This is a genomic window from Xylophilus sp. PBN-3R (assembly GCF_057747805.1).
Map to the genome: position 1 here is coordinate 3,907,025 of NZ_CM173225.1, position 21,104 is coordinate 3,928,128.

Genomic DNA, 21,104 nt, shown 5'->3' on the forward strand with positions numbered 1-21,104 from the left:
CGCTTCGACTATTTGAGGCTGATGGTGGTGTTGACGCCGCCGCCCGCGCTGCCGTCTTCGAACCAGCGCTGGGTGATGGTCTTGGTCTGGGTATAGAACAGCACCACCTGCTTGCCGTAGGGGCCCAGGTCGCCGAGCTTGGAGGCACGCGAACCGCTGAACGAGAAAAGCGGCACCGGCACCGGGATGGGCACGTTGATGCCGACCTGGCCGACGTCGACGTCTTCCTGGAACCTGCGGGCCGCCGCGCCCGACTGGGTGAACAGCGCCGTGCCATTGCCGTTGGGGTTGGCGTTGATGAAGGCGATGGCTTCGTCCAGGGTTTCCGCCGAACTGAGCGCCAGCACCGGGCCGAAGACTTCCTGGTCGTACACCGAATGGCCGGGCGTGACGCCGCTGAAGATGGTCGGGCCGACGAAGTTGCCGTCTGCGTAGCCTTCGACCGTCGCCTCGCGGCCGTCGAGTTCGAGTTTTGCGCCATCGGCGATGCCGCGTTCGATGAGGCTCTGCACCCGTTGCAATGCGGCGCGGGAAACCAGCGGGCCGACATCCGTTCCGGCCTCGATGCCCGCACCCACCTTGAGTGTCTTGGCGCGCGCCACCAGCTCGGGAATCCACTCACGGGCCTGGCCCACCAGCACCGCCACAGACACCGCCATGCAACGCTGGCCGGCGGCACCGAAGGCCGCGCCGAGCAAGGCGTTGATGGTCTGTTCCTTGTTGGCGTCGGGCAGCACAACCGCATGGTTCTTGGCGCCCATCATGCATTGGGCACGTTTGCCGGCGAGGGTGGCGCGCTGGTAGACATGGGTGCCGACCCTGGTGGAACCGACGAACGAAATCGCCTTGATGTCGGTGTGATCGCACAACGCGTTGACCACCTCCTCGCCGCCGTGCACCACATTCAGGACACCGGGCGGAACGCCGGCCTGCAGTGCCAGTTCCACCAGGCGCATGGTGACCATCGGGTCCTGTTCGGACGGCTTCAGCACGAAGGTGTTGCCGCAGGCGATGGCCATGGGGAACATCCACAACGGAATCATCGCGGGGAAGTTGAAGGGCGTGATGCCGGCGCAAACGCCCAGCGGCTGCATCAGGGTGAAGGTATCCACGCCGCTGGCCACGTTGTTGGCCAGTTCGCCCAGCTGCAGGTTTCCGATGGCCGAGGCGTGTTCGACCACTTCGAGGCCGCGGAACACATCGCCTTCGGCATCGGCCAGGGTCTTGCCCTGTTCTGCGGTCAGCAGCGCCGCCAGTTCGGCCATGTTCTCGCGAATCAGCTGCTGGTATTTGAGGAAGATGCGGGCCCGCGCGCCGATGGGTGTCTTGCGCCAGGTGACAAAAGCCCGCTTACCGCTGGCGACGGCGGCATCGACTTCCGCGGGGGTGGCGAAAGGTACTTGCGCCAGCACCTCCTGGGTGGCCGGGTTGACCACGTCACGCCACTGCGTGGTGGCCGAGTCGACGAACCTGCCATCGATCAGGAGTTTGACCGTGGGGGCCTGGGCATGCGGCAGCGAGGCCGGCAGAGCGGACATGTCTTGTCTCCAGTCATTGTTGAATCGAGCCATCCTATGCCTGCAAATTTGTCGCCACAACAGGGAAAATAGCAGCCCGCTCTTGCAGATTTGCAGGGGTCGCCACTCACCGGATTTGCCATGGACTGGGACAACCTGCGTTTTTTCCTGGAGACCGCCCGCGCCGGCACGCTGGCTGCCGCCGCGCGTCGTCTGGAGGTCGACGACACGACGGTTTCGCGGCGCATCCAGGCGCTGGAAAAGTCGCTGGGCCGGCCATTGTTCGTGCGCAGCGCGACAGGTTTCACCGCCACCGAGGCAGGGCGCGAACTGCTGCCGCATGCCGAAGCGATGGAGGCTGCCAGCCGCGCCATCGATGCCGACCGGGCTGCCCATCGGCCTCCGGGCGAACTGGCGGGCACGGTACGTATCGGCACCACCGAGGGTTTCGGCGCGGCGGTGCTGGCACCCCGGCTGGCCGGGCTTTCGACCCAGCAGCCACGCCTCGTGGTCGACCTGCTGGCGGTGCCCCGCACAGTGAACCTGGGCCGACGCGAAGCCGACATCGTGGTGGCGCTGGAACGGCCGGCGCGCGGCGAAGTGATCGCCGTGCGGCTGTGCGACTACACCCTGCGGCTGTACGCGTCACGCGACTATTTGCTGAGCCACCCGCCGATCCGCCAGACGGAAGACCTGCAACAGCACCCCTTCGTGGGTTATATCGACGACCTGATGTTCAGCCGCGAACTGCAATACCTGCGCGAGATGGGGCCACCCCGCCGGTTCGCCTTGCGCAGCACCAGCATCGTGGCGCAATGGCAGGCGGTGGCGGCGGGCGCGGGACTGGGGGTCTTGCCGGCATTTCTGGCGGGGGCCGATCCGCGGCTGCGGCCGGTGTTCGACGCTGCGGGTCAGGCCGAGTTCACCCGCACTTTCTGGATGTCGATGCCGGCCGAAAACCGGGGTCTGCCGCGCATGCAGGCGGTGTGGGAACTGCTCAAGCAGATCGCCGCCGACAGCGCGCCCCTGCTGCGCGGCGAGCCGTCGGCCTGACGTTTATTTGGGGTGGCTGAGCGCGTTGCTCAGCAGGCGGGAGGTGATGTCGACGATCTGGATCATGCGGTCGTAGGCCATGCGGGTCGGCCCGATCACACCCAGGGTGCCGACCACCTGGCCGTTGACTTCATAGGGTGCGCTGACCACCGACAGTTCCTCGATGGGCACGATGCGGCTTTCGCCGCCGATATAGATGCGCACGCCTTCGGCCTGGCTGGAGTTCTCGAGCAGGCGCATCAACTGGGTCTTCTGCTCGAACAGGTCGAAGGCCCGGCGCAGCTGGCCCATGTCGCTGGAAAAGTCGCTGACCGCCAGCAGGTTGCGTTCACCGGAAATGACGACTTCGTCGGCCTGCTGCATGGCGTCGGAGCTGGCGTCGACCGCCGCCTGCATCAACGCAGCGATTTCGTCGCGCAGCGCCTGCACTTCGGACTTGATGCGTTCACGCACCTGTTCCATTGCCAGGCCGGCGTAGTTCTGGTTGAGGAAGTTGGCTGCCTCGATCAGTTGCGGCTGGGCGATGTCGGTCTCGGTGATGATGACCCGGTTCTGCACGTCGCCCTCGGGCGACACGATGATGACCAGGATGCGGCGTTCGGACAGCCGCAAAAATTCGATGTGCCGGAACACCGAACTGCGGCGCGGCGCCATCACCACACCGACGAACTGCGACAGGTTGGACAGCACCTGTGCGGCGCTGGCGATGACCTTCTGAGGCTGGTCGGCCAGCAGCGCCGGCTGCTCGGCCAGCGCAGGACGTTGCGCGGTCAGCATGGTGTCGACGAAAAGGCGGTAGCCCCGGGCGGTGGGAATACGGCCGGCGGATGTATGGGGGCTGGCGATGAGGCCCAGGTCTTCCAGGTCGGCCATCACGTTGCGTACGGTGGCCGGCGAAAGTTCGATGCCGGTGGCACGCGAAAGTGTGCGCGAACCCACCGGCTGGCCATCGGCGATGTACCGTTCCACCAGGGCTTTCAGCAGCAGCTTGGCGCGGTCGTCTAGCATGGACGGATTCTAGAGGCTGCCGTGTTGTAATTTCCTGATGAATAAGCGTTTTCGCCACGTTGCCCTGGTCGGCAAATACTTCTTGCCCATCGGTGAAGCGGTGGCCGATGCCTCCCGGGCGACCATGGCCGAGATTGCCGCCTTTCTCGAATCCCAGGGCTGCAAGGTCTCGATGGAAGCCGCCACCGCCGCCGGCAGCGGGCTCGACTATCCCGCGCTGGATGCCGCAGGCATTGGCCGCGAATGCGACCTGGCGCTGGTGGTCGGCGGCGACGGCACCATGCTGGGCATCGGCCGCGAACTGGCGCGCTACGGCACGCCGCTGATCGGCATCAACCAGGGCCGGCTGGGTTTCATCACCGACATTCCGCTGGACCACTTTGCCGAGGCGCTCGCCCCCATGCTGGCCGGCGAATACACCGAAGACCGCCGCAGCCTGATGGAAGCGCAGGTGATCCGTGAAGGCCGGGTGGTGTTCGAGGCGCCGGCCATGAACGACGTGGTGGTCAACCGTGGTGCCACTTCCGGCATGGTCGAACTGCGGGTGAAGGTCGATGGTTATTTTGTTGCCAGTCAGCGCGCCGACGGCTTGATCATTGCGTCGCCCACCGGCTCGACGGCTTATTCGCTGTCGGCCGGCGGGCCCATGCTGCATCCGTCGCTGCCGGGCTGGGTGCTGGTGCCGATCGCGCCCCACATGCTGTCCAACCGTCCGCTGGTGCTGGCCGACGCTGCCGAGATCGAGGTCGAACTGGTCGCCGGCCGCGGCGCCAGCGCCAATTTCGACATGCAGTCGCTGGCTTCGCTGCTGCATGGGGACCGGGTGGTGGTGCGCAGGTCCCGGCACCAGGCACTCTTCCTGCATCCGCAGGGATGGAACTATTTCGACACCTTGCGCAAGAAACTGCATTGGAACGAGGGAGGCTGAACCTGTGGCTCTGAAACGCATCGCCCTGCGCGATTTCGTCATCGTGCGGGCGCTCGAACTGGACCTCTCAGCGGGTTTCAGCGTACTGACCGGCGAAACCGGTGCCGGCAAGTCGATCCTGATCGACGCGCTGCAACTGGCGCTCGGCAGCCGTGCCGATGCGGGTGTGGTGCGTGAAGGCGCGGCGCGGGCCGAGATCAGTGTCGAATTCGACGACACCGGTGCGCTGACCGGCTGGCTGGAAGATGCGGGCTTCGATGTCGGAGACAACCTGCTGCTGCGTCGCACGGTGGATATCCAGGGCAAGAGCCGGGCCTGGGTCAACGGCAGCGCCGCCACCGCCGCCCAGTTGCGTGAACTGGGCGAACGGCTGGTCGACATTCACGGCCAGCATGCCTGGCAGAGCCTGACCCGGCCCGAAGCGGTGCGCGGCCTGCTGGACGCCTATGCCGGTATCGATGTTGCGCCGATGGCGGCGCGTTGGTCGGCCTGGCGGGCGGCACAACGCACCCTGGACGAGGCACGTTCGGCGCAAGAGTCGTTGCAGCGCGAACGCGAGCGCCTGGCGTGGCAGATCGGCGAGGTCGACAAGCTGGCCCCCACCGCGCAGGAATGGCCCGAACTCAATGCAGAACATACGCGGCGCTCGAACGCACAGGCGCTGATCGATGCCGCCGGTCGCGCGCTGGAGGCACTCGAAGGCGATGTCGGCGGCGCCACCACCGGCCTGGCACGGGCGCATGCCCTGCTGCAGGAACAGGACGGGATCGACCCCGAATTCAAGGCCCTGGCCGATGTGCTGGCGGGCAGCCTGGCGCAGGCCGAAGACGCAGTGCATTCCCTGCACGCCTGGCTGCGCCGCACCGACCCCGATCCCAAGGCGCTGGCCGCACTGGACGACCGGCTGTCGCTCTGGATGTCGCTGGCGCGCCGTTACCGGCGTACGCCCGAGGAATTGCCGGTGCTGCTGGCCGGCTGGCGCGAGGAACTGGCCCGGCTGGATGCGGCGACCGATCTCGCCAAGCTGGAAGACGCCGAACGCAAGGCGTCGGAAGCCTTCCGCAGCGAGGGCCGCAAGGTGTCGCAGGCGCGCGCCAAGGCGGCTCCGCGACTGTCGCGCACTGTCACCGAAGCCATGCAGGGCCTGGGCATGCAGGGCGGGCGGTTCGAGGCCGCGCTCCAGGCCGTCGACACACCGACTTCCGGCGGCATGGAAGAAGTGGCCTTCCTGGTCGCGGGCCATCCGGGCAGCTCGCCCCGGCCGGTCGGCAAGGTGGCTTCGGGCGGCGAGCTTTCGCGTATCGCGCTGGCCATCGCGGTGACCACCAGCCGCCTGGGCACGGCGCAGACGCTGATCTTCGACGAGGTCGACTCGGGCGTGGGCGGGACGGTGGCCGACACCGTCGGCCAGCTGATGCAGCAGCTCGGGCACGACCGGCAGGTGATGGCGGTGACCCATCTGCCACAGGTCGCGGCCTGTGCCGACCACCATCTGGTGGTCACCAAGCAGCGAACGGCATCCGGCACCGGCAGTACGGTCGTCACGGTGGCGGGCGAAGACCGGGTGGCCGAGCTCGCCCGCATGCTCGGCGGCGACCGACCTTCGGGCACCAGCCGGGCGCATGCGCGCGACCTGCTGCTGCACGCCGGGAACGCCGCTGTAGCGGCCCGTTCCGACAGTGCCCAACTGAACCTTCCATGACCCACACGCCGCTCGATCTCATCCTCATCACCGGGCTTTCGGGCTCGGGAAAATCGGTGGCACTGCATGCGCTGGAAGACGCCGGTTATTACTGCGTCGACAACCTGCCGCCCGAACTGCTGCTGCCGTTCGTGGCACTCGAGCAGCGCCAGAAGGCCAGGAAGGTGGCGGTCGCCATGGACGCCCGCAGCGCCAGCGCCCTGCCGCAGGTGCCGCAGCAGGTGGCCGTGCTGCGGGCGCAGGGCGTGGCGGTGCGGCTGATCTTCCTGGACGCCGGCAACGACACGCTGATCCGCCGTTATTCGGAAACCCGGCGCCGCCATCCGCTGTCCCGGAAAGACATCGCCGACCAGCAACTGGCGCTGGTGCAGGCCATCGAACTGGAACGCGAACTGCTGACCGACCTTCGCGAGCAGGCGCATGTCATCGACTCCAGCCTGATGCTGAGCGCAAAACTGCAGGGTTACGTCAAGACCGTCATCACCGCGCCGGCCGATCAGCTGCTGCTGGTGTTCCAGTCTTTCGCGTTCAAACGCAGCATTCCGGTGGACGCCGATTTCATCTTCGACGTACGCATGCTGCCCAATCCGCATTACGACCCGGTGCTGCGCCCGCTGAACGGACGGGACGAACCAGTGGCGGCATTCCTGCGCGCGCAGCCCGAGGCCGAGCGGATGTTCGGAGACATCGCCGGTTTCATCGGCGGCTGGCTGGAACCGATGGCGCGTGACCACCGCAGCTATGTGACGGTGGGCATCGGCTGCACCGGCGGGCAGCACCGTTCGGTCTACCTGGTGGAGCGGCTGGCGGCGCATTTCAGCAGCCGCTGGACCACCCTCAAGCGGCACCGCGAGCTGGATTAACCGGCCGCCTGAAGCTCGGTCAGCAAACGGCGGACCGGCGTCGGCAAACCCAGTTCGGCCCAATCCCCGGCCAGCGCCCAGCGCACGCCGTCCTGCTCGGCGGCGTCTTTTGGCGCCGCCGGCGGAAGCTGCGCCATCACAGGATGCAGGTGCAGGTCCTTGTGGGTCAGCACATGCAAAAACACGGGCAGGTCCTTCAGCGATGCGCCGGCATATCGCGACGCGGCCGCATCCATCGCAGCGCGGTCGGCGAACACCGGCAGGCTGTAAAGGCCCGCCCATATGCCGCTGTCGGGGCGTCGCTGCAGCAGCACCCGGCCCTCGGCGTCGCGCAGCATCAGCAACCACCACGATTCGGAACTGCGTTTCAAAGTCCTGGTCTTGACCGGATAGGCCTGGGGATTGCCTTCGGCCCGGGCTGCACAGACGTCTTCGACCGGGCACAACAGGCACAGCGGCTGGCGCGGCACGCAGACGGTGGCGCCCAGGTCCATCAGGCCCTGGGTGTAGCGCGGCATCAGCCGACGCAGTGTTTCGGTATCGCCGCGCGGCAGCAGTTCGGTGGCGACGTCCCACAGCGCACGTTCGTTGGCGGGCCGGGCCAGGTCGGCACCGTAGGCCATGACCCGGGTGAGCACCCGTTTGACGTTGGCGTCGAGGATGGCAGCGCGTTCACCGAAACAGAAGGATGCGATGGCCGCGGCGGTGGACCGGCCGATGCCCGGCAAGGTGGCCAGCAGTTCGGCACTGCGCGGGAACTCGCCGCCGAAATCGGCCATCACCATCTGCGCGCATTTGTGCAGGTTGCGGGCCCGGCTGTAATAACCCAGGCCGCTCCACAGGCCCAGCACCACGTCGGCCGGCGCCTCGGCCAGCGAACGCACATCGGGCAGGCGCGCGAGGAAACGCGGAAAGTAGTCCAGCACCGTCGCCACCTGGGTCTGCTGAAGCATGATTTCGGACAGCCACACCCGGTAAGGGTCGTGGGTGTCTTGCCAGGGCAGGCCGCTTCGGCCGTGGGCCGACTGCCAACAGGTCACACGCAGGGCGAAGTCCTGCCGTTGCGAGGCACTCATATGCAGAATTTTCGGATCTTGGTCATGCCGTCCAGTTGCGCAGCTGGTCTTCCAGGGCTGTGAGGTTGTTGACCTGGGAGGTCAGTTCTTCCATGCGCTCGCCCAGTCCGGAAGCGGCATTCTGTATGCGGTCGATGGCTTCGATGCGCCGCACGAAACCGCTGCGACGTTCGAGCAGTTGGTGTTCGACCGGCGCCATCGCCGCATCGCCCCAGTTGCGGATGTCTTCGGCCGCCTCGGCCAGCACGGCACGGATGCGGGTTTCGAGCGCGCCGGCCAGCCGCGCACCGGCCGCCGCCTGTGCCAGACGCAGTGTCTGGCCGACACCGACATAGGCCGCATGGGCGCGGGCGACGCGTTCGATCTCTTGCGCCCACATGCCGATGGCCGGCAGCGCCGGAACCTGCAGCGCAAAGCCGTATTCGGTGTTCAGCTGGCGGAAGCTGGCCGTCAGCATGGCGTGGATTTCGCCGACCGCCGTTTCGGCGCGCCGCACCCGCTCGATGGTGCGCACGAAGGCTTCCTGGTAGGCCCGCCGCACGCCGAGTTTCATACCCTGCTGGCTGAGCAGCGCACGCAGCGCGACGAAGCTGGCGGGCAGTTCTTCCCCCAACCCGGCCAGAGCGTCCTGCTGCAGCTTGTTGCGGACGGTGTGCAGCGCCTGCACCCGTTTTTCGCTGGCTTCGAAGTCCTGCTGTTCACGCTCGACGCGATAACGCATGCCGGCGATGACGTTGCGGTTCTTGCCGCGCAGACTGCGCAATTCGATCACCTGTTCGTCGATCTCGCGGCGGCGCACGGTGAGCAGTCGGGCGCAGTCGTTGCGCACCCGCGCCAGGGCGACGTCCACCGAGTCCCGCAGGATCGCATGGCGTCGTTCGACGATGCCTTCGGCCAGCACCGCTTCCAGCAGGGGCAGTCCGCTGGCCTGGAGCAGCGCGGCGTCGTGGTTGATCCGCGCGACGAGCCCGCGCTGCGCCGAAACCGGGATCACCCGCGCCGCAGGAACGCCCAGCAGCGCCGCCGAATGCAGTCGCTGCTTTTCGGTTTGCGCGTGCACCTGCCGCGAGTTGCTGATGCCGTCCCACAGCACATCGATCTTGTTGAGCACCACCACCCGGCTGTCGCTGTGGATGCCGTCGTCCTGGCGTGGCGCCAGGTACTGGCGCCACAGCTGCAGGTCGGAACGGGTGACACCTGCGTCGGCTGCCAGGATGAAGACGGTGGCATGCGCTTCGGCCAGCAGCTGCACCGTCAGATCGGGCTCGGCGCCGACGGCGTTGAGGCCGGGTGTGTCAAGCACCACCAGCCCCTGGCGCAGCAGCGGATGGTCGATGTTGACCAGCGCGTGGCGCCACATCGGCACCTCGACCAGCTTGTCGGCGCCGACCAGGGGGTTGTCGTCCGGCAGTTCGTCGTCCCAGAAACCCAGGTCGCGGGCCATGTCGACCGAAACCCGCCGCACCTGGGCCACGGTTTCGAGCGCCCGTGCCATCTGCACCGGGTTGTCGGCGTCCAGCGGCAGCAGTGTCCAGGCGGCGTGCTGGTCGCGCCAGGCCGACAGGGGCCGGGGGTCCATGCGGGTTTCGACCGGTAGCAGGCGCAGGCTGGGCGGCTCGCCGGGCTCATGGCCGAGTTCCGTCGGGCACATGGTGGTGCGACCGGCGCTGGCGGGCACGATGCGACGGCCGCGGTCGGCGAAGAAGATGGCGTTGATCAGCTCGGACTTGCCGCGCGAGAACTCGGCGACGAAGGCCACCAGCACCTTGTCATGCTCCAGCCCTTTGACGATGTGGGCGAGCCGGGCCAGCAAGGGGCCGTCGGCGAGCTGCTGCTCGACCAGCCATGCGGAAAGCTGGTGGATACGGTCGGCCGTGCCGGATCGCCATGCGCCGTGCCGGTCCAGCGGTTCGGAAAATGAGGTGCTCACAGGCGGCGCGGAGGTGGTTTTTGACTATATCACCGGGTTTTTATGCACCAGATTTCTGGTTTTCAGCATCAAGACTTCTGGCACTTGGGGCAAAAGAAGGTGGAACGCTGGCCTTGCCTGATCGCGCGGACCGGCGTGGTGCAGACATGGCAGGGCAATCCTTCACGCCCGTAGACCATGGCCTGCAACTGGAAATAGCCGTTGCGTCCTTCGGCGTTCGAGAAATCCCGCAAGGTGCTGCCGCCTGCCTCGACCGCCCGCGCCAGCACCTCGCGGATGGCCCGCCAGAGACGCTCGGACCGCGGCCGGCTGATTTTCGAAGACGCCAGCGTCGGGCGAATGCCGGCGCCGAACAGGGCCTCCGACGCATAGATGTTGCCGACGCCCACCACCAGTTCTCCACCCAGCAGCACCTGCTTGACCGCGGTATCGCGTTTGTGCAGCCCCGCAAAAAATCGTGCCGGGTCGAAATCGTCGGATAGCGGCTCCACGCCCAGACGGCCCAGCAGCTTTTGCGCGATGGGCGAGTTTTCGCCCGGCGCATGGACCACGGCCCCGAAACGGCGTGGGTCATGCAGGCGCAGCAGCCCGCGGTCGGTGCACAGGTCGAAATGGTCGTGCGGGCCTGGCAGCGGCTGAAGGTCCGCGAAGGACAGGCTGCCGGACATGCCCAAATGCACCAGCAGCAAGCCCTCGTCCATCTCGATCAACAGGTATTTGCCGCGCCGTCGCACCTGCAGCACGGTGCGGCCGGCAAGTTCGAACGGATCGATGCCAAGCGCCCAGCGCAAGGGTTTGCCGATACGAGCCGACAGCACACGAGCTCCGGCGATGCGGTCGGCAAAACTGAGGCGGGTGACCTCGACTTCGGGTAGTTCGGGCATGGCTTTGGAGAAGGGTGAACCTGTGTCCGGATATCGGGCCTTTACAGGGCGTTTGCAAGCACGGTCGGCAATGCCTACGACGGGTAACGCAGGTTAATAGGCGTTGAATTATTATGGGTCGATGCAGCTTCATCGCATCGCCGCCGCGGCCCTCATCGCCTGTCTTGCAGGTGCTTCGCAGGCCCATACCAACCCCATGCCGACGGCGTCTCCGGACCATCCGGAAGGTTTCGTGAGGCTGGCACAGGCCAGCACCACCGACACCACCGGCCAGACCGCATTGCCGAGCGCCACCACTGCCGAAAAGGTGGAAAAGGTGCCCGACGACCCGGACGTTTCCGAACAACGCAACGCCGAGCTCATGTACGAGGTGCTGGTCGGCGAGATCAGCGCCAACGGAGGCGACCCGGGCAGCGCCTTCCAGTTGCTGCTGGACGCGGCACGCAAGAGCGGCGACGACCGCCTGTTCCGCCGCGCCGCCGAAGTCGCCCTGCAGGCCCGTGCAGGCGATTCGGCACTGGTCGCTGCACGCGCCTGGAAAGACGCCAAGCCGGCGTCGCGCGAAGCCAACGGCATGGTCCTGCAGATCCTGGTCGCACTGAACCGCGTCGAGGAATCCGCCCTGCCTCTGGCACGCGAGATCGCTCTTACCGAGCCGGCTGAAAAAATCCGTGCCTACAACGCCCTGCCCTCGCTGTACGCACGGGCAACCGACAAGAAAGCCGCACGCGCGGTGGTCGAGAAGGCGCTGGCGCAAGACCTCGAAAAGCCTGCGATTCCGTCAGAAGGCGCAGCTGCCTGGGTGGCGGTCGGCCGCATGCGCCTGGGCGCCGGCGAGCTCGACGGCACGCTGGACGCGGCAAGCCGCAGCCAGGCGCTGGACAGCCAGTCCGAAGGCGCCGCCATCCTGGCGCTGGAGTTGATGGCCGCCAAGCGCAACGACGCCGAAAAAGTGGTGAAACGCTATCTCGACAGCGCCAAGCCGCCGCTTCCCGAAATCCGCCTTGCTTACGCCCGCGGCCTGCTCGACGCCATGCGCAACGGCGAAGCCACTCGCGAGATCCAGACCATCACCGTCGAAAGCCCGCGTTTTCCGGACGGATGGCTGTTGCGCGGCTCGCAGGAGGCCCAGGACGGCCATTTCAACGATGCCGAACAATCCATCAAGACCTTCCTGGAACTGCTCGCTGCAGCGCCTGCATCGACCAACCCCGCGGTTGCGGCAGCCGTGGCACGAGGGCGTGACCAGGCCTACCTGACGATGGCACAGGTCGCAGAAAAACGCGGCGACGCCACTGCGGCCACCGCCTGGCTCAACCGGGTTTCCAGCCCGCAGGCGCTGGCCACCGCTCAGTTGCGCCGCGCTTCGCTGCTGGCCGGCCAGGGCAAGCTGCCGGAAGCCCTGGCCCTGCTGCGCAGCCTGCCTGAACGCGACGCCGGCGATGCCCGCGTGAAGCTGATGGCAGAGGTGCAACTGCTGCGCGACAACCAGCGCCCCCAAGAGGCCTACCAGCTGCTGTCCGAAGCCCACGCCAAGGCGCCGGACGATGTCGACCTGACCTACGACCTGGCCATGAACGCCGAGAAGATCGGCCGCAACGACGAGATGGAAAGGCTGCTGCGGGAGGTCATCGCCCGCAAGCCGGATTTCCAGCATGCGTACAACGCGCTGGGTTATTCGCTCGCGGATCGCGGCGTGCGCCTGCCAGAAGCGAAAGAACTGATCCAGAAAGCCTTGAGCTTCGCGCCGGACGATCCGTTCATCCGAGACAGCCTCGGCTGGGTCGAGTTCCGCATGGGTCGGAACGAGGAAGCGCTGCGCATTCTCGAAGCGGCCTACAAGACCCGACCGGATGCAGAGATCGGCGCGCATCTGGGTGAGGTTCTGTGGGTGTCCGGCGAGAAGGAGCGCGCGGTCGCCATCTTCAAGGAAGGCCTGCTGCTGAGTCCGGGCAACGAATCGCTGCTGGCGGTCATCAAGCGGCTGCGGGTCAAGCTGTGATGCGGCCTGTTTCGATGGCGGCGGCTCTTTGCCTGGCCGCCGCGATGGCCGGCTGCGCCACACCTGCCCCACCGACAACGGCCGAAAACGCAGCGGCTGCTCGCCAGGGAGAACGCTGGAGCGGCAGGTTGGCCCTGCAGGTCGAGGACGCGCCTTCGCAATCGTTCTACGCATCCTTCGAGCTGACCGGCAATGCGCACGCCGGCGCGCTGACCCTGCTGACACCCATCGGCAGCACCGTCGCCGTGCTGCGCTGGGAGCCCGGCAGCGCCAGCCTCCAGCAAGGCAGCCAGGCGGCCCAGCGGTTCAGCTCGCTCGACGAACTCGCAGAACGCGCCATCGGCACCGCCATTCCCGTTGCTTCGCTATTCGACTGGCTTTCCGGCAAGGCCACCCAGGTGCCGGGCTGGTCGGCCGACCTGTCGGCACAGCCCGAAGGCCGCATCATCGCCACCCGGCAACAGCCCCTGCCGGCGGCCACGTTGCGTGTGGTGCTCGACCGCTGAATCCTTCCTGCCGCATGCGCGCCATCTACGACGTTCCGGCTCCGGCCAAGCTGAATCTTTTCCTGCATATCACCGGCCGGCGCCCCGACGGTTATCACCTGCTGCAGTCCGTCTTCATGCTGATCGACTGGAGCGACACACTGCATTTCGAGTTGCGCAGCGATGGGCAGCTCAACCGTGAAGACCTGACGACAACCCTGCCTCCGGATGACCTGGTGCTGCGTGCAGCGCGCGCGTTGCAGGCGCACACCGGATGCACGGCCGGCGCGCATATCGGCGTGGCCAAACACCTGCCCGCTCAGGCCGGGATGGGCGGCGGATCGTCCGATGCGGCGTCGTGCCTGCTGGCGCTCAACCGGCTCTGGAAGCTTGATCTGCCGCTTTCGGCGCTGGAAACCATCGGCCTGAAACTGGGTGCGGACGTGCCGTTTTTCCTGCGCGGCCACAACGCCTGGGTAGAAGGCATCGGTGAGCAGATCACCCCGCTGGAAGGCGCCAACGCGCTGCGTCGCCGTCGTTTCGCGGTGCTGAAACCGGATGCGGGAATCGAAACGCCGACAATTTTTTCGTCGAAATATTTGAAACGTGATTCAAACCCTGCTACAGTCGAGGGCTTCGCTGCAGACGAAAACGGTTTTAACCGAAACGACTTGCAGCCCGTTGCTGAAAAGCTTTGTCCAGCTGTCTCGCAAGCCCTTGAGTGGTTTGTTTCGCAAGGACTCGAAGCAAGAATGACGGGTTCAGGAAGTGCAGTATTTGCAGCGGCATCGCAAGACGTCGATTGGAGCACGGCCCCGAGTGGCAGCATCTTTCGGCAGTGCGATAATCTGGAAATCCACCCTCTGGCCGGGTGGGCGTCCAGCGATAGATAAAGGTTGGTAGCAGCGTTCGTTGCTTCCGACCCGTGTAGGGGAGTCGCCAAGCTGGTTAAGGCACTGGATTTTGATTCCAGCATGCGAAGGTTCGAATCCTTCTTCCCCTGCCAACCACCCATATGCCACCGCGGCGCTAAAGCGGTTGGCATGCAGGCAGTTTTTCTTAGGTCGCCGGAACCTCCTCATGCAGGCTAATCACCCTGACTTTCTCGTCTTCACTGGCAACGCCAATCCTGGCATGGCCGGTGAGCTGGCAACCCATCTCGGCATCGAACTGGGCAGCGCCAAGGTAGGCCGCTTCTCGGATGGTGAAATCACCGTCGAGATCAACCAGAACGTCCGTGCCCGAGACGTGTTCGTGGTGCAGTCCACCTGCGCTCCGACAAACGACAATCTGATGGAACTGCTGGTGATGGTCGACGCGCTGCGTCGTTCGTCGGCCGAGCGCATTACCGCCGTCATCCCCTACTTCGGTTACGCCCGCCAGGACCGCCGCCCGCGTTCGTCGCGTGTGCCGATCTCGGCCAAGGTGGTCGCCAACCTGCTGCAGACCGTGGGTGTCGACCGCGTATTGACCATGGATCTGCACGCCGACCAGATCCAGGGGTTCTTCGACATTCCGGTCGACAACATCTACGCATCCCCCACCCTGCTGGGTGACCTGCGCCAGAAGAACTACGAAGACCTGATGGTCGTGTCGCCCGACGTTGGCGGGGTGGTGCGTGCCCGTGCGCTGGCCAAGCAGCTCAATTGCGACCTGGCCATCATCGACAAGCGCCGCCCGAAGGCCAACGTCAGCGAAGTGATGAACGTCATCGGCGAGATCGACGGCCGCAACTGCGTGATCATGGACGACATGATCGACACCGCCGGCACGCTGGTCAAAGCAGCCGAGGTGCTCAAGGAGCGCGGCGCCAAGAAGGTCTATGCCTATTGCACCCACCCTGTGTTCTCGGGCCCGGCAGTCGACCGCATTACGGCTTCGGCACTCGACGAAGTGGTCGTCACCAACACCATTCCGCTGTCGGATGCAGGCAAGAACTGCACCAAGATCCGCCAGCTGTCCATCGCCCCGTTGTTTGGCGAAACCATCCAGCGCATCGCCAAGGGCGAGTCGGTGATGAGCCTGTTCACGGACCAGGACGATCTGTTCTAAGTTTCCAGAGTTCGGCGGACGCCCCAGGGCGCCCGCTTCGCAAGTGGCGCTCTCCTCGCGGATGAGCGCCTTTTTATCAACGGAGCCGCACTGGTCGCGGTCGGCTTCCACAGGAGTAATCAACATGAAGTTCGTCGCTTTCGAACGCAGCAAGCAGGGCACGGGTGCGAGCCGCCGTCTCCGCAATTCGGGCAAGGCCCCTGGCATCGTCTACGGTGGTGAAGGCCAAGAGCCCAAACTGGTGGAGCTGGACCACAACGCACTGTGGCACGCTCTGAAAAAGGAAACCTTCCACGCTTCCATCCTCGACATGGAAATCGGCGAAGCCACCACCAAGGTGCTGCTGCGTGATGTGCAATATCACCCGTACAAGCAACAAGTGCTGCATGTGGATTTCCAGCGCGTGGACGCCAAGACCCGCATGCACATGAAGGTGCCGCTGCACTTCGTCGGCCAGGAAGAATCGCCTGCCGTCAAGACCCACGCCAACCTGATCAACCACACGTTGACCGAACTGGAAGTGGCTTGTTTCCCTGGCGATCTGCCGGAATTCGTCGAAGTCGACCTGTCCAAGCTGGACAACGCCGGCACCGTGACCGTCAAGGACATCAAGTTCCCCAAGGGCGTCAAGTTCGTCGTGCATGGCAACAAGCTGAACCCGGTGGTGGCTTCGGCTGTCGCACCGGTGGTCGAAGAAGAAATCGTGGCCCCCGTGGTCGCTGCCGCTCCTGAAAAGGGCAAGGGCAAGAAGAAGTAATTCTTCTATCTCTTCTGCCTGCACCTTGCGTGCGGGCAACAAAAAAGGGCCTTTTGGCCCTTTTTTCTTTGGCGAATCACCTGCCCTGTTGGTCAGCAGGATTCGGCGACAGGTGTGCGCTCCATCAGGGCGGCCACCGCTTCGGCGGGACGAAGATGGCCGTCCAGCAAGGCGACAACGCTTTCGGAGATCGGCATCTCGACACCCAGCGTCCTTGCCCGCGCCGCCACGGTGCGGGCGCAATAGACGCCTTCGGCCACATGGCCCAGCGACGCAACGGCGGCATTCTGGTCCATGCCCTGCGCCAGCAAAAGGCCGACCTTTCTGTTGCGGCTGAGATCGCCGGTGGCGGTCAGCACCAGGTCGCCCAGGCCGGAGAGACCATGGAAGGTGTCTCCGCGGCCCCCCAGCGCGATACCCAGCCGCATCATTTCGACGAGGCCCCGCGTGATCAGCGCGGCACGGGCATTGAGCCCCAACTGCAGGCCGTCGCACAAGCCGGTGGCGATGGCCAGAACATTCTTCACGGCGCCGCCGACCTCGATGCCGACGATGTCGTCGTTGGCGTAGATACGCAGACTGGAACCATGGAAAGCCGCCACCAGCGCGTCCCGCACGGACGCATGGGCACTACCGGCTACCAGCGCCGTCGGGCATTCGCGTGCGACTTCCTGGGCAAAACTGGGGCCACTCAAAACCCCGGCACCGAGATTCGGCGCCACTGCGGCGCAGACCTCGTGCGGCAGCAGTCCGGTTTCGTTCTCGAAACCCTTGCAGAGCCAGGCGACCGGCGCACGGCAATCGCCCAGTGCCAGCAACATGCCGCGCAGGGCGGCCACCGGCGTCGCGACGATGACGAGATCGGCATTTGTGACCGCAGACGCGATATCGCCGCTTGCGAGCCGCAAGGATTCGGGCAAACGGGTTCCGGGGAGATAACGGGTGTTTTCGCGGGCAGACTGCGTGGCCCGGGCTTGGGCGCCGTCCCGCGCCCACAAGACCACATCGTGATCGCCGCGCCGGCTGGCGGCGATCGCCAAGGCGGTGCCCCAGGCACCCGCCCCCAGCACGGCGACACGCATGGATTCTTACTGCGGCAGGCCGGCAGGCGCCGAGCCGGCAGCGGCAGCCTGTGCCTGCTGCTGTTCGTACATGGCCTGGAAGTTGATCTCGGCCAGGTGAACCGGCGGGAAACCGCCGCGCTGGATGACATCGGCCACGTTGCCGCGCAGGTACGGATACACGATCTGCGGGCAGGCAATGCCCAGCAGCTGACCGACCTGTTCTTCGCCCAGGTTGCGGATCTCGAAGATACCGGCCTGTTTGGCTTCGACCAGGAACACGGTCTTGTCCTTGATCTTGGTCTGCACCGTGGCGGTCACGGAAACTTCGTAGATGCCTTCGGTCACCATGGTGGCGTCCACACCCAGCTGGATGTCGACGCTGGGCTGTTCCTGCTCCAGCAGGATGCCGGGCGAATTCGGTTGCTCGAGCGACAGGTCCTTCAGGTAGACACGCTGAATCTGGAAGAGGGGTTCTGCTTGGTCAGCCATGGATGCAATTCCGGTACGGTTGGGCGCAGCTTTGCGCCAGAGATGAAAGACTGCTGGTGATGAGTAGTCAAGACAAAGCCTGCAGGGACGAACCGTCCCGGCAGGCGTCGAGCCAAAGATTATGGCAGGCCGGAAATTCTCAGGCCGTCTGCAACAGCGGTGCCAGGGCACCCTTGCTGTCGAGCGCCATTAGGTCGTCGCAGCCGCCGACATGGGTGTCGCCGATGTAGATCTGCGGCACGGTGCGCCGGCCGGTGCGTTCCATCATGGCGCTGCGGGCGGCCGGGTCCGTGTCGATGCGGATTTCCTGGATGTTCTCGACACCCCTGGATTTGAGGATCTGCTTGGCGCGAATGCAATAAGGGCAGACGGCCGTGGTGTACATGGTGACGTTTTGCATGGGGCGATTTCGCTGTATGTCTGGCGGCTTGTACAGCCCGGCACGATTGCCGGCGCTTCAGGCCTTGTCGAGAGGCAGGTTAGCTTCTTTCCAGGCCTTGAGCCCGCCGGCCAGCACTTGGGCCTGTTCGTAACCCAGTTTTTTGGCCACGGGCAAGGCGCGCGACGCACGGCCGCCGGTGGGGCATACCAGGATCACCGGCAATGCCTTGTTCCTGGCGACTTGCGGCAGGCGGGCTTCCAGTTCGGCCAGGGGAATGTTCCTTGCGCCGTTAATCCGTGCGCCGGTAGCGAATTCCTCGGTTTCGCGGACATCCACGACGACCGCCTTCTGCTGGTTGATGAGTTGCACGGCCTTGTTCGGCGTCAGGCTTCCGCCCAGGCTGCCGCGCAGCAACGGCCACACCAAAAGTGCGCCGGAGACGATGGCAATAAGAAAGAGCGACCAGTTGTCGATGACGAATTTCACGCGGATCCTTCGAGGGCTAAGCCCGCGATTCTAGAATGTGGCGTTTTACCGTCCGCCGACCGGGTGACGGAGCCCCCATAAAAGTATCGAAAGGCGTCCCTTGTACAAGCTCGTCCTGATCCGCCACGGCGAATCCACCTGGAACCTCGAAAACCGTTTCACCGGCTGGGTCGATGTCGACCTGACCGAGACCGGTGTTGCGCAGGCCAGGGCTGCCGGCCAATTGCTGAAGGCCGAGGGCTATGACTTCGACGTCGCCTACACCAGCGTGCTGAAGCGCGCCACCCGCACCCTGTGGCTGACCCTGGACGAACTCGACCGCACCTGGCTGCCGGTCGTGCACAGCTGGCGCCTCAACGAGCGCCACTACGGCGGCCTGCAGGGCCTGAACAAGGCAGAGACGGCCAAGAAGTATGGCGACGACCAGGTGCTGGTCTGGCGCCGCAGCTACGACACCCCGCCGCCGCCGATGAGCGCAGATCAGGCTGCCAGCGAAGCGGGCGATCGCCGCTACGCCAAGATGGCCGCCGGAGAAATGCCCCTGACCGAATGCCTGAAAGACACGGTCGCCCGTGTGCTGCCGTTCTGGAACGAAGCCATGGCACCCGCCATCAAGGCCGGCAAACGGGTCGTGGTCGCTGCGCACGGCAACTCCATCCGGGCACTGATCAAATATCTGGACGATGTTTCCGAATCCGAAATCGTCGGCCTGAACATTCCCAATGGCATTCCGCTGGTCTACGAGCTGGATGAGGACCTGAAGCCCATCCGCCACTATTACCTGGGCGACCAGGAAGCCGCAGCCAAGGCCGCGGCGGCAGTTGCGGCGCAGGGAAAACGCTGACCACTGCGTTTTAGTTGCTCCAAGCTGTATCTCAATGGAACCCTTTCGATACACCCGATTCCTAGGTGTATATTGGTTTGGGCTTTAAGCCTCCGCATAGGTAGCACAGGGTTTCTATGAGCCAGAAATTGAAGACGGCAGGCTGGATCACGGTGGGCGTTCTTGCCGGCGCACTCACCACCGTATCGCTGCAAACCGTCGCGCGTGGCGCGATGACTCCGCTCCCGCTTGAAGAGCTGCAGCAATTGGCAGCCGTATACGGCATGGTCAAGACCGACTACGTCGAGCCGGTGGACGACAAGAAACTGATTTCCGATGCGATTTCAGGCATGGTCGCCAGCCTTGATCCGCACTCCCAGTATTTCGACAAGAAGTCCTTCAAGGAATTCCGCGAAGGTACGACGGGCAAGTTCGTCGGCGTCGGCATAGAGATCACCCAGGAAGACGGCCTGATCAAGGTGGTGTCGCCCATCGAAGGTTCGCCTGCCTTCCGTGCCGGTATCAAGACGAACGACCTCATCACCAAGATCGACGACACCGCGGTGAAGGGGCTGGCCCTCAACGATGCGGTCAAACGCATGCGCGGCGAGCCCGGTACCAAGGTCACGCTGACCTTGTTCCGCAAGGACGAGTCCCGCACTTTCCCGGTCACCATCACCCGCGAGGAAATCCGCACGCAGTCGGTCCGGGCCAAGATGATTGAACCGGGTTACGCATGGATCCGCCTTTCGCAGTTCCAGGAACGCACCGTCGACGATTTCGTCACCAAGATCGACGAGCTTTACAAGCAGGATCCCAACATCAAGGGCATCGTGCTCGACCTGCGCAACGATCCCGGTGGCCTGCTCGATGCGGCGGTCGCCGTCTCGGCTGCCTTTTTGCCGGAAAACTCCACCGTGGTCTCGACCAACGGGCAACTGGCAGAAAGCAAACAGATCTACAAGTCGACGCCGGAGTTCTACCAGCGCCGCACCGGACCCGACCCGCTGCGCAGCCTGCCGGCAGCGCTCAAGACGGTCCCGCTGATCGTGTTGGTGAATGAAGGCTCGGCATCGGCCAGCGAAATCGTCGCAGGAGCGCTACAGGACCACAAACGCGCCACGCTGATGGGCAACCAGACTTTCGGCAAGGGCTCGGTTCAAACGGTGCGTCCACTGGGTCCTGACACCGGCCTGAAGATCACGACGGCGCGTTACTACACCCCCAGCGGCAAGTCGATCCAGGCTACCGGCATCGTGCCCGACGTCATGCTCGACGAAACTGCCGAAGGTAACCTGTTCGCCGCACTTCGGACCCGCGAAGCGGATCTGGAAAAGCACCTGAACAGCGGCCAGGGTGCCGAGAAGAAGGACGAAGCCCGGGAAAAGGCACGCGAAGAAGCTCGCAAGCTGCTGGAAGCCGATGCGGAAGCCAAGAAGCCGCCTCCGAAGATGCCCGAGTTCGGAACGGCCGACGACTTCCAGCTCAAGCAGGCCTTGAACCGCTTCAAGGGCCAGCCGGTGATCGCCAGCAAGACGCTGGTGGAACGCAAGGAAGAAAAGAAGGAAACCCAGTAAACCTGGGCTGCCATGGCCGAAAGCCC

At 65.1% G+C, this 21,104-nt stretch carries 20 protein-coding genes and 1 tRNA gene; 12 read left to right on the forward strand and 9 right to left on the reverse strand.

The window, feature by feature from the left end; all coding sequences use genetic code 11:
- Positions 1–8 precede the first annotated feature (8 nt).
- Complete coding sequence (locus tag AC3ANW_RS18640) at positions 9–1,538, reverse strand: CoA-acylating methylmalonate-semialdehyde dehydrogenase (protein WP_488342324.1); 1,530 nt, start codon at positions 1,536–1,538, stop codon at positions 9–11.
- Between the two features lie 120 nt (positions 1,539–1,658).
- On the opposite strand from AC3ANW_RS18640, the gene AC3ANW_RS18645 reads away from it, so the two are divergent.
- On the forward strand, positions 1,659–2,570 hold the full coding sequence (locus tag AC3ANW_RS18645) for a LysR family transcriptional regulator (RefSeq protein WP_488342325.1): 912 nt from the start codon (positions 1,659–1,661) through the stop codon (positions 2,568–2,570).
- Between the two features lie 3 nt (positions 2,571–2,573).
- Here AC3ANW_RS18645 and hrcA read toward each other — a convergent pair whose 3' ends face one another.
- The gene (gene hrcA, locus AC3ANW_RS18650) at positions 2,574–3,578 is read right to left on the reverse strand and encodes a heat-inducible transcriptional repressor HrcA (RefSeq protein ID WP_488342326.1); all 1,005 of its coding nucleotides are present in this window, start codon (positions 3,576–3,578) and stop codon (positions 2,574–2,576) included.
- 37 nt (positions 3,579–3,615) lie between these two features.
- Here hrcA and AC3ANW_RS18655 point away from each other — a divergent pair, with 37 nt between their 5' ends.
- Genes AC3ANW_RS18655 through rapZ form a run of 3 tightly spaced genes read left to right on the forward strand, consistent with a single transcriptional unit; the run spans position 3,616 to position 7,071 of the window.
- Positions 3,616–4,506, forward strand: a complete 891-nt coding sequence (locus AC3ANW_RS18655) for an NAD kinase (RefSeq protein WP_488342327.1) — start codon at positions 3,616–3,618, stop codon at positions 4,504–4,506.
- A gap of 4 nt (positions 4,507–4,510) precedes the next feature.
- Positions 4,511–6,208: a DNA repair protein RecN gene (gene recN, locus AC3ANW_RS18660; RefSeq protein ID WP_488342328.1), complete on the forward strand. Its 1,698-nt coding sequence runs from the start codon at positions 4,511–4,513 to the stop codon at positions 6,206–6,208.
- Positions 6,205–7,071: an RNase adapter RapZ gene (gene rapZ, locus AC3ANW_RS18665; RefSeq protein WP_488342329.1), complete on the forward strand. Its 867-nt coding sequence runs from the start codon at positions 6,205–6,207 to the stop codon at positions 7,069–7,071. Before recN ends, rapZ begins: the two co-directional genes overlap by 4 nt.
- Here rapZ and mutY read toward each other — a convergent pair.
- From mutY to mutM, 3 genes are all read right to left on the reverse strand, one after another.
- Positions 7,068–8,147 carry an A/G-specific adenine glycosylase gene (gene mutY / locus AC3ANW_RS18670; protein ID WP_488342330.1) on the reverse strand — a complete coding sequence of 360 codons (1,080 nt, stop codon included), beginning with the start codon at positions 8,145–8,147 and terminating at the stop codon, positions 7,068–7,070. The two genes, rapZ and mutY, sit on opposite strands and share 4 nt — an antisense overlap.
- A gap of 22 nt (positions 8,148–8,169) precedes the next feature.
- The gene (locus tag AC3ANW_RS18675) at positions 8,170–10,077 is read right to left on the reverse strand and encodes a dynamin family protein (protein WP_488342331.1); all 1,908 of its coding nucleotides are present in this window, start codon (positions 10,075–10,077) and stop codon (positions 8,170–8,172) included.
- 68 nt (positions 10,078–10,145) lie between these two features.
- The gene (gene mutM, locus AC3ANW_RS18680) at positions 10,146–10,961 is read right to left on the reverse strand and encodes a bifunctional DNA-formamidopyrimidine glycosylase/DNA-(apurinic or apyrimidinic site) lyase (protein ID WP_488342332.1); all 816 of its coding nucleotides are present in this window, start codon (positions 10,959–10,961) and stop codon (positions 10,146–10,148) included.
- Positions 10,962–11,082: 121 nt separating this feature from the next.
- On the opposite strand from mutM, the gene AC3ANW_RS18685 reads away from it, so the two are divergent.
- The 6 genes from AC3ANW_RS18685 to AC3ANW_RS18710 all read left to right on the forward strand — a co-directional run bounded on the left by AC3ANW_RS18685 (position 11,083) and on the right by AC3ANW_RS18710 (position 16,257).
- On the forward strand, positions 11,083–12,963 hold the full coding sequence (locus AC3ANW_RS18685) for a tetratricopeptide repeat protein (RefSeq protein WP_488342333.1): 1,881 nt from the start codon (positions 11,083–11,085) through the stop codon (positions 12,961–12,963).
- 14 nt (positions 12,964–12,977) lie between these two features.
- Positions 12,978–13,469 (forward strand): lipoprotein insertase outer membrane protein LolB, encoded by a 492-nt coding sequence (locus AC3ANW_RS18690; protein ID WP_488342334.1) that lies wholly within the window; start codon positions 12,978–12,980, stop codon positions 13,467–13,469.
- Between the two features lie 14 nt (positions 13,470–13,483).
- On the forward strand, positions 13,484–14,341 hold the full coding sequence (gene ispE, locus AC3ANW_RS18695) for a 4-(cytidine 5'-diphospho)-2-C-methyl-D-erythritol kinase (RefSeq protein WP_488342335.1): 858 nt from the start codon (positions 13,484–13,486) through the stop codon (positions 14,339–14,341).
- Positions 14,342–14,377: 36 nt separating this feature from the next.
- A tRNA-Gln gene (locus tag AC3ANW_RS18700) sits at positions 14,378–14,454 on the forward strand.
- Positions 14,455–14,528: 74 nt separating this feature from the next.
- Entirely contained in the window at positions 14,529–15,500 is a 972-nt protein-coding gene (locus AC3ANW_RS18705; RefSeq protein ID WP_488342336.1) for a ribose-phosphate pyrophosphokinase, read from the forward strand.
- A gap of 124 nt (positions 15,501–15,624) precedes the next feature.
- Positions 15,625–16,257, forward strand: a complete 633-nt coding sequence (locus AC3ANW_RS18710) for a 50S ribosomal protein L25/general stress protein Ctc (protein ID WP_488342337.1) — start codon at positions 15,625–15,627, stop codon at positions 16,255–16,257.
- Positions 16,258–16,349: 92 nt separating this feature from the next.
- Here AC3ANW_RS18710 and AC3ANW_RS18715 read toward each other — a convergent pair whose 3' ends face one another.
- The 4 genes from AC3ANW_RS18715 to AC3ANW_RS18730 all read right to left on the reverse strand — a co-directional run bounded on the left by AC3ANW_RS18715 (position 16,350) and on the right by AC3ANW_RS18730 (position 18,678).
- The gene (locus tag AC3ANW_RS18715) at positions 16,350–17,339 is read right to left on the reverse strand and encodes an NAD(P)H-dependent glycerol-3-phosphate dehydrogenase (protein WP_488342338.1); all 990 of its coding nucleotides are present in this window, start codon (positions 17,337–17,339) and stop codon (positions 16,350–16,352) included.
- 6 nt (positions 17,340–17,345) lie between these two features.
- Positions 17,346–17,810: a protein-export chaperone SecB gene (secB, locus tag AC3ANW_RS18720; protein WP_488342339.1), complete on the reverse strand. Its 465-nt coding sequence runs from the start codon at positions 17,808–17,810 to the stop codon at positions 17,346–17,348.
- 139 nt (positions 17,811–17,949) lie between these two features.
- Complete coding sequence (gene grxC, locus AC3ANW_RS18725) at positions 17,950–18,210, reverse strand: glutaredoxin 3 (RefSeq protein ID WP_488342340.1); 261 nt, start codon at positions 18,208–18,210, stop codon at positions 17,950–17,952.
- A gap of 57 nt (positions 18,211–18,267) precedes the next feature.
- Positions 18,268–18,678, reverse strand: a complete 411-nt coding sequence (locus AC3ANW_RS18730) for a rhodanese-like domain-containing protein (protein ID WP_488342341.1) — start codon at positions 18,676–18,678, stop codon at positions 18,268–18,270.
- 100 nt (positions 18,679–18,778) lie between these two features.
- Between AC3ANW_RS18730 and gpmA the strand changes: the two genes are divergently transcribed.
- Together gpmA and AC3ANW_RS18740 are read left to right on the forward strand one after the other, a co-directional pair.
- Positions 18,779–19,522, forward strand: a complete 744-nt coding sequence (gene gpmA / locus AC3ANW_RS18735) for a 2,3-diphosphoglycerate-dependent phosphoglycerate mutase (protein ID WP_488342342.1) — start codon at positions 18,779–18,781, stop codon at positions 19,520–19,522.
- A gap of 116 nt (positions 19,523–19,638) precedes the next feature.
- Positions 19,639–21,078: a S41 family peptidase gene (locus AC3ANW_RS18740; RefSeq protein ID WP_488342343.1), complete on the forward strand. Its 1,440-nt coding sequence runs from the start codon at positions 19,639–19,641 to the stop codon at positions 21,076–21,078.
- Positions 21,079–21,104 lie beyond the last annotated feature (26 nt).

Bases quoted from the DNA above. Each gene is read 5' to 3' on its own strand.
- AC3ANW_RS18715 (WP_488342338.1), bottom strand. From the start codon at position 17,339: ATGCGTGTCGCCGTGCTGGGGGCGGGTGCCTGGGGCACCGCCTTGGCG.
- AC3ANW_RS18705 (WP_488342336.1), top strand. From the start codon at position 14,529: ATGCAGGCTAATCACCCTGACTTTCTCGTCTTCACTGGCAACGCCAAT.
- AC3ANW_RS18645 (WP_488342325.1), top strand. From the start codon at position 1,659: ATGGACTGGGACAACCTGCGTTTTTTCCTGGAGACCGCCCGCGCCGGC.
- AC3ANW_RS18710 (WP_488342337.1), top strand. From the start codon at position 15,625: ATGAAGTTCGTCGCTTTCGAACGCAGCAAGCAGGGCACGGGTGCGAGC.
- hrcA (WP_488342326.1), bottom strand. From the start codon at position 3,578: ATGCTAGACGACCGCGCCAAGCTGCTGCTGAAAGCCCTGGTGGAACGG.
- mutY (WP_488342330.1), bottom strand. From the start codon at position 8,147: ATGAGTGCCTCGCAACGGCAGGACTTCGCCCTGCGTGTGACCTGTTGG.
- rapZ (WP_488342329.1), top strand. From the start codon at position 6,205: ATGACCCACACGCCGCTCGATCTCATCCTCATCACCGGGCTTTCGGGC.
- mutM (WP_488342332.1), bottom strand. From the start codon at position 10,961: ATGCCCGAACTACCCGAAGTCGAGGTCACCCGCCTCAGTTTTGCCGAC.
- secB (WP_488342339.1), bottom strand. From the start codon at position 17,810: ATGGCTGACCAAGCAGAACCCCTCTTCCAGATTCAGCGTGTCTACCTG.
- AC3ANW_RS18640 (WP_488342324.1), bottom strand. From the start codon at position 1,538: ATGTCCGCTCTGCCGGCCTCGCTGCCGCATGCCCAGGCCCCCACGGTC.
- grxC (WP_488342340.1), bottom strand. From the start codon at position 18,210: ATGCAAAACGTCACCATGTACACCACGGCCGTCTGCCCTTATTGCATT.
- AC3ANW_RS18685 (WP_488342333.1), top strand. From the start codon at position 11,083: ATGCAGCTTCATCGCATCGCCGCCGCGGCCCTCATCGCCTGTCTTGCA.
- ispE (WP_488342335.1), top strand. From the start codon at position 13,484: ATGCGCGCCATCTACGACGTTCCGGCTCCGGCCAAGCTGAATCTTTTC.
- AC3ANW_RS18655 (WP_488342327.1), top strand. From the start codon at position 3,616: ATGAATAAGCGTTTTCGCCACGTTGCCCTGGTCGGCAAATACTTCTTG.
- AC3ANW_RS18690 (WP_488342334.1), top strand. From the start codon at position 12,978: ATGGCGGCGGCTCTTTGCCTGGCCGCCGCGATGGCCGGCTGCGCCACA.
- AC3ANW_RS18740 (WP_488342343.1), top strand. From the start codon at position 19,639: ATGAGCCAGAAATTGAAGACGGCAGGCTGGATCACGGTGGGCGTTCTT.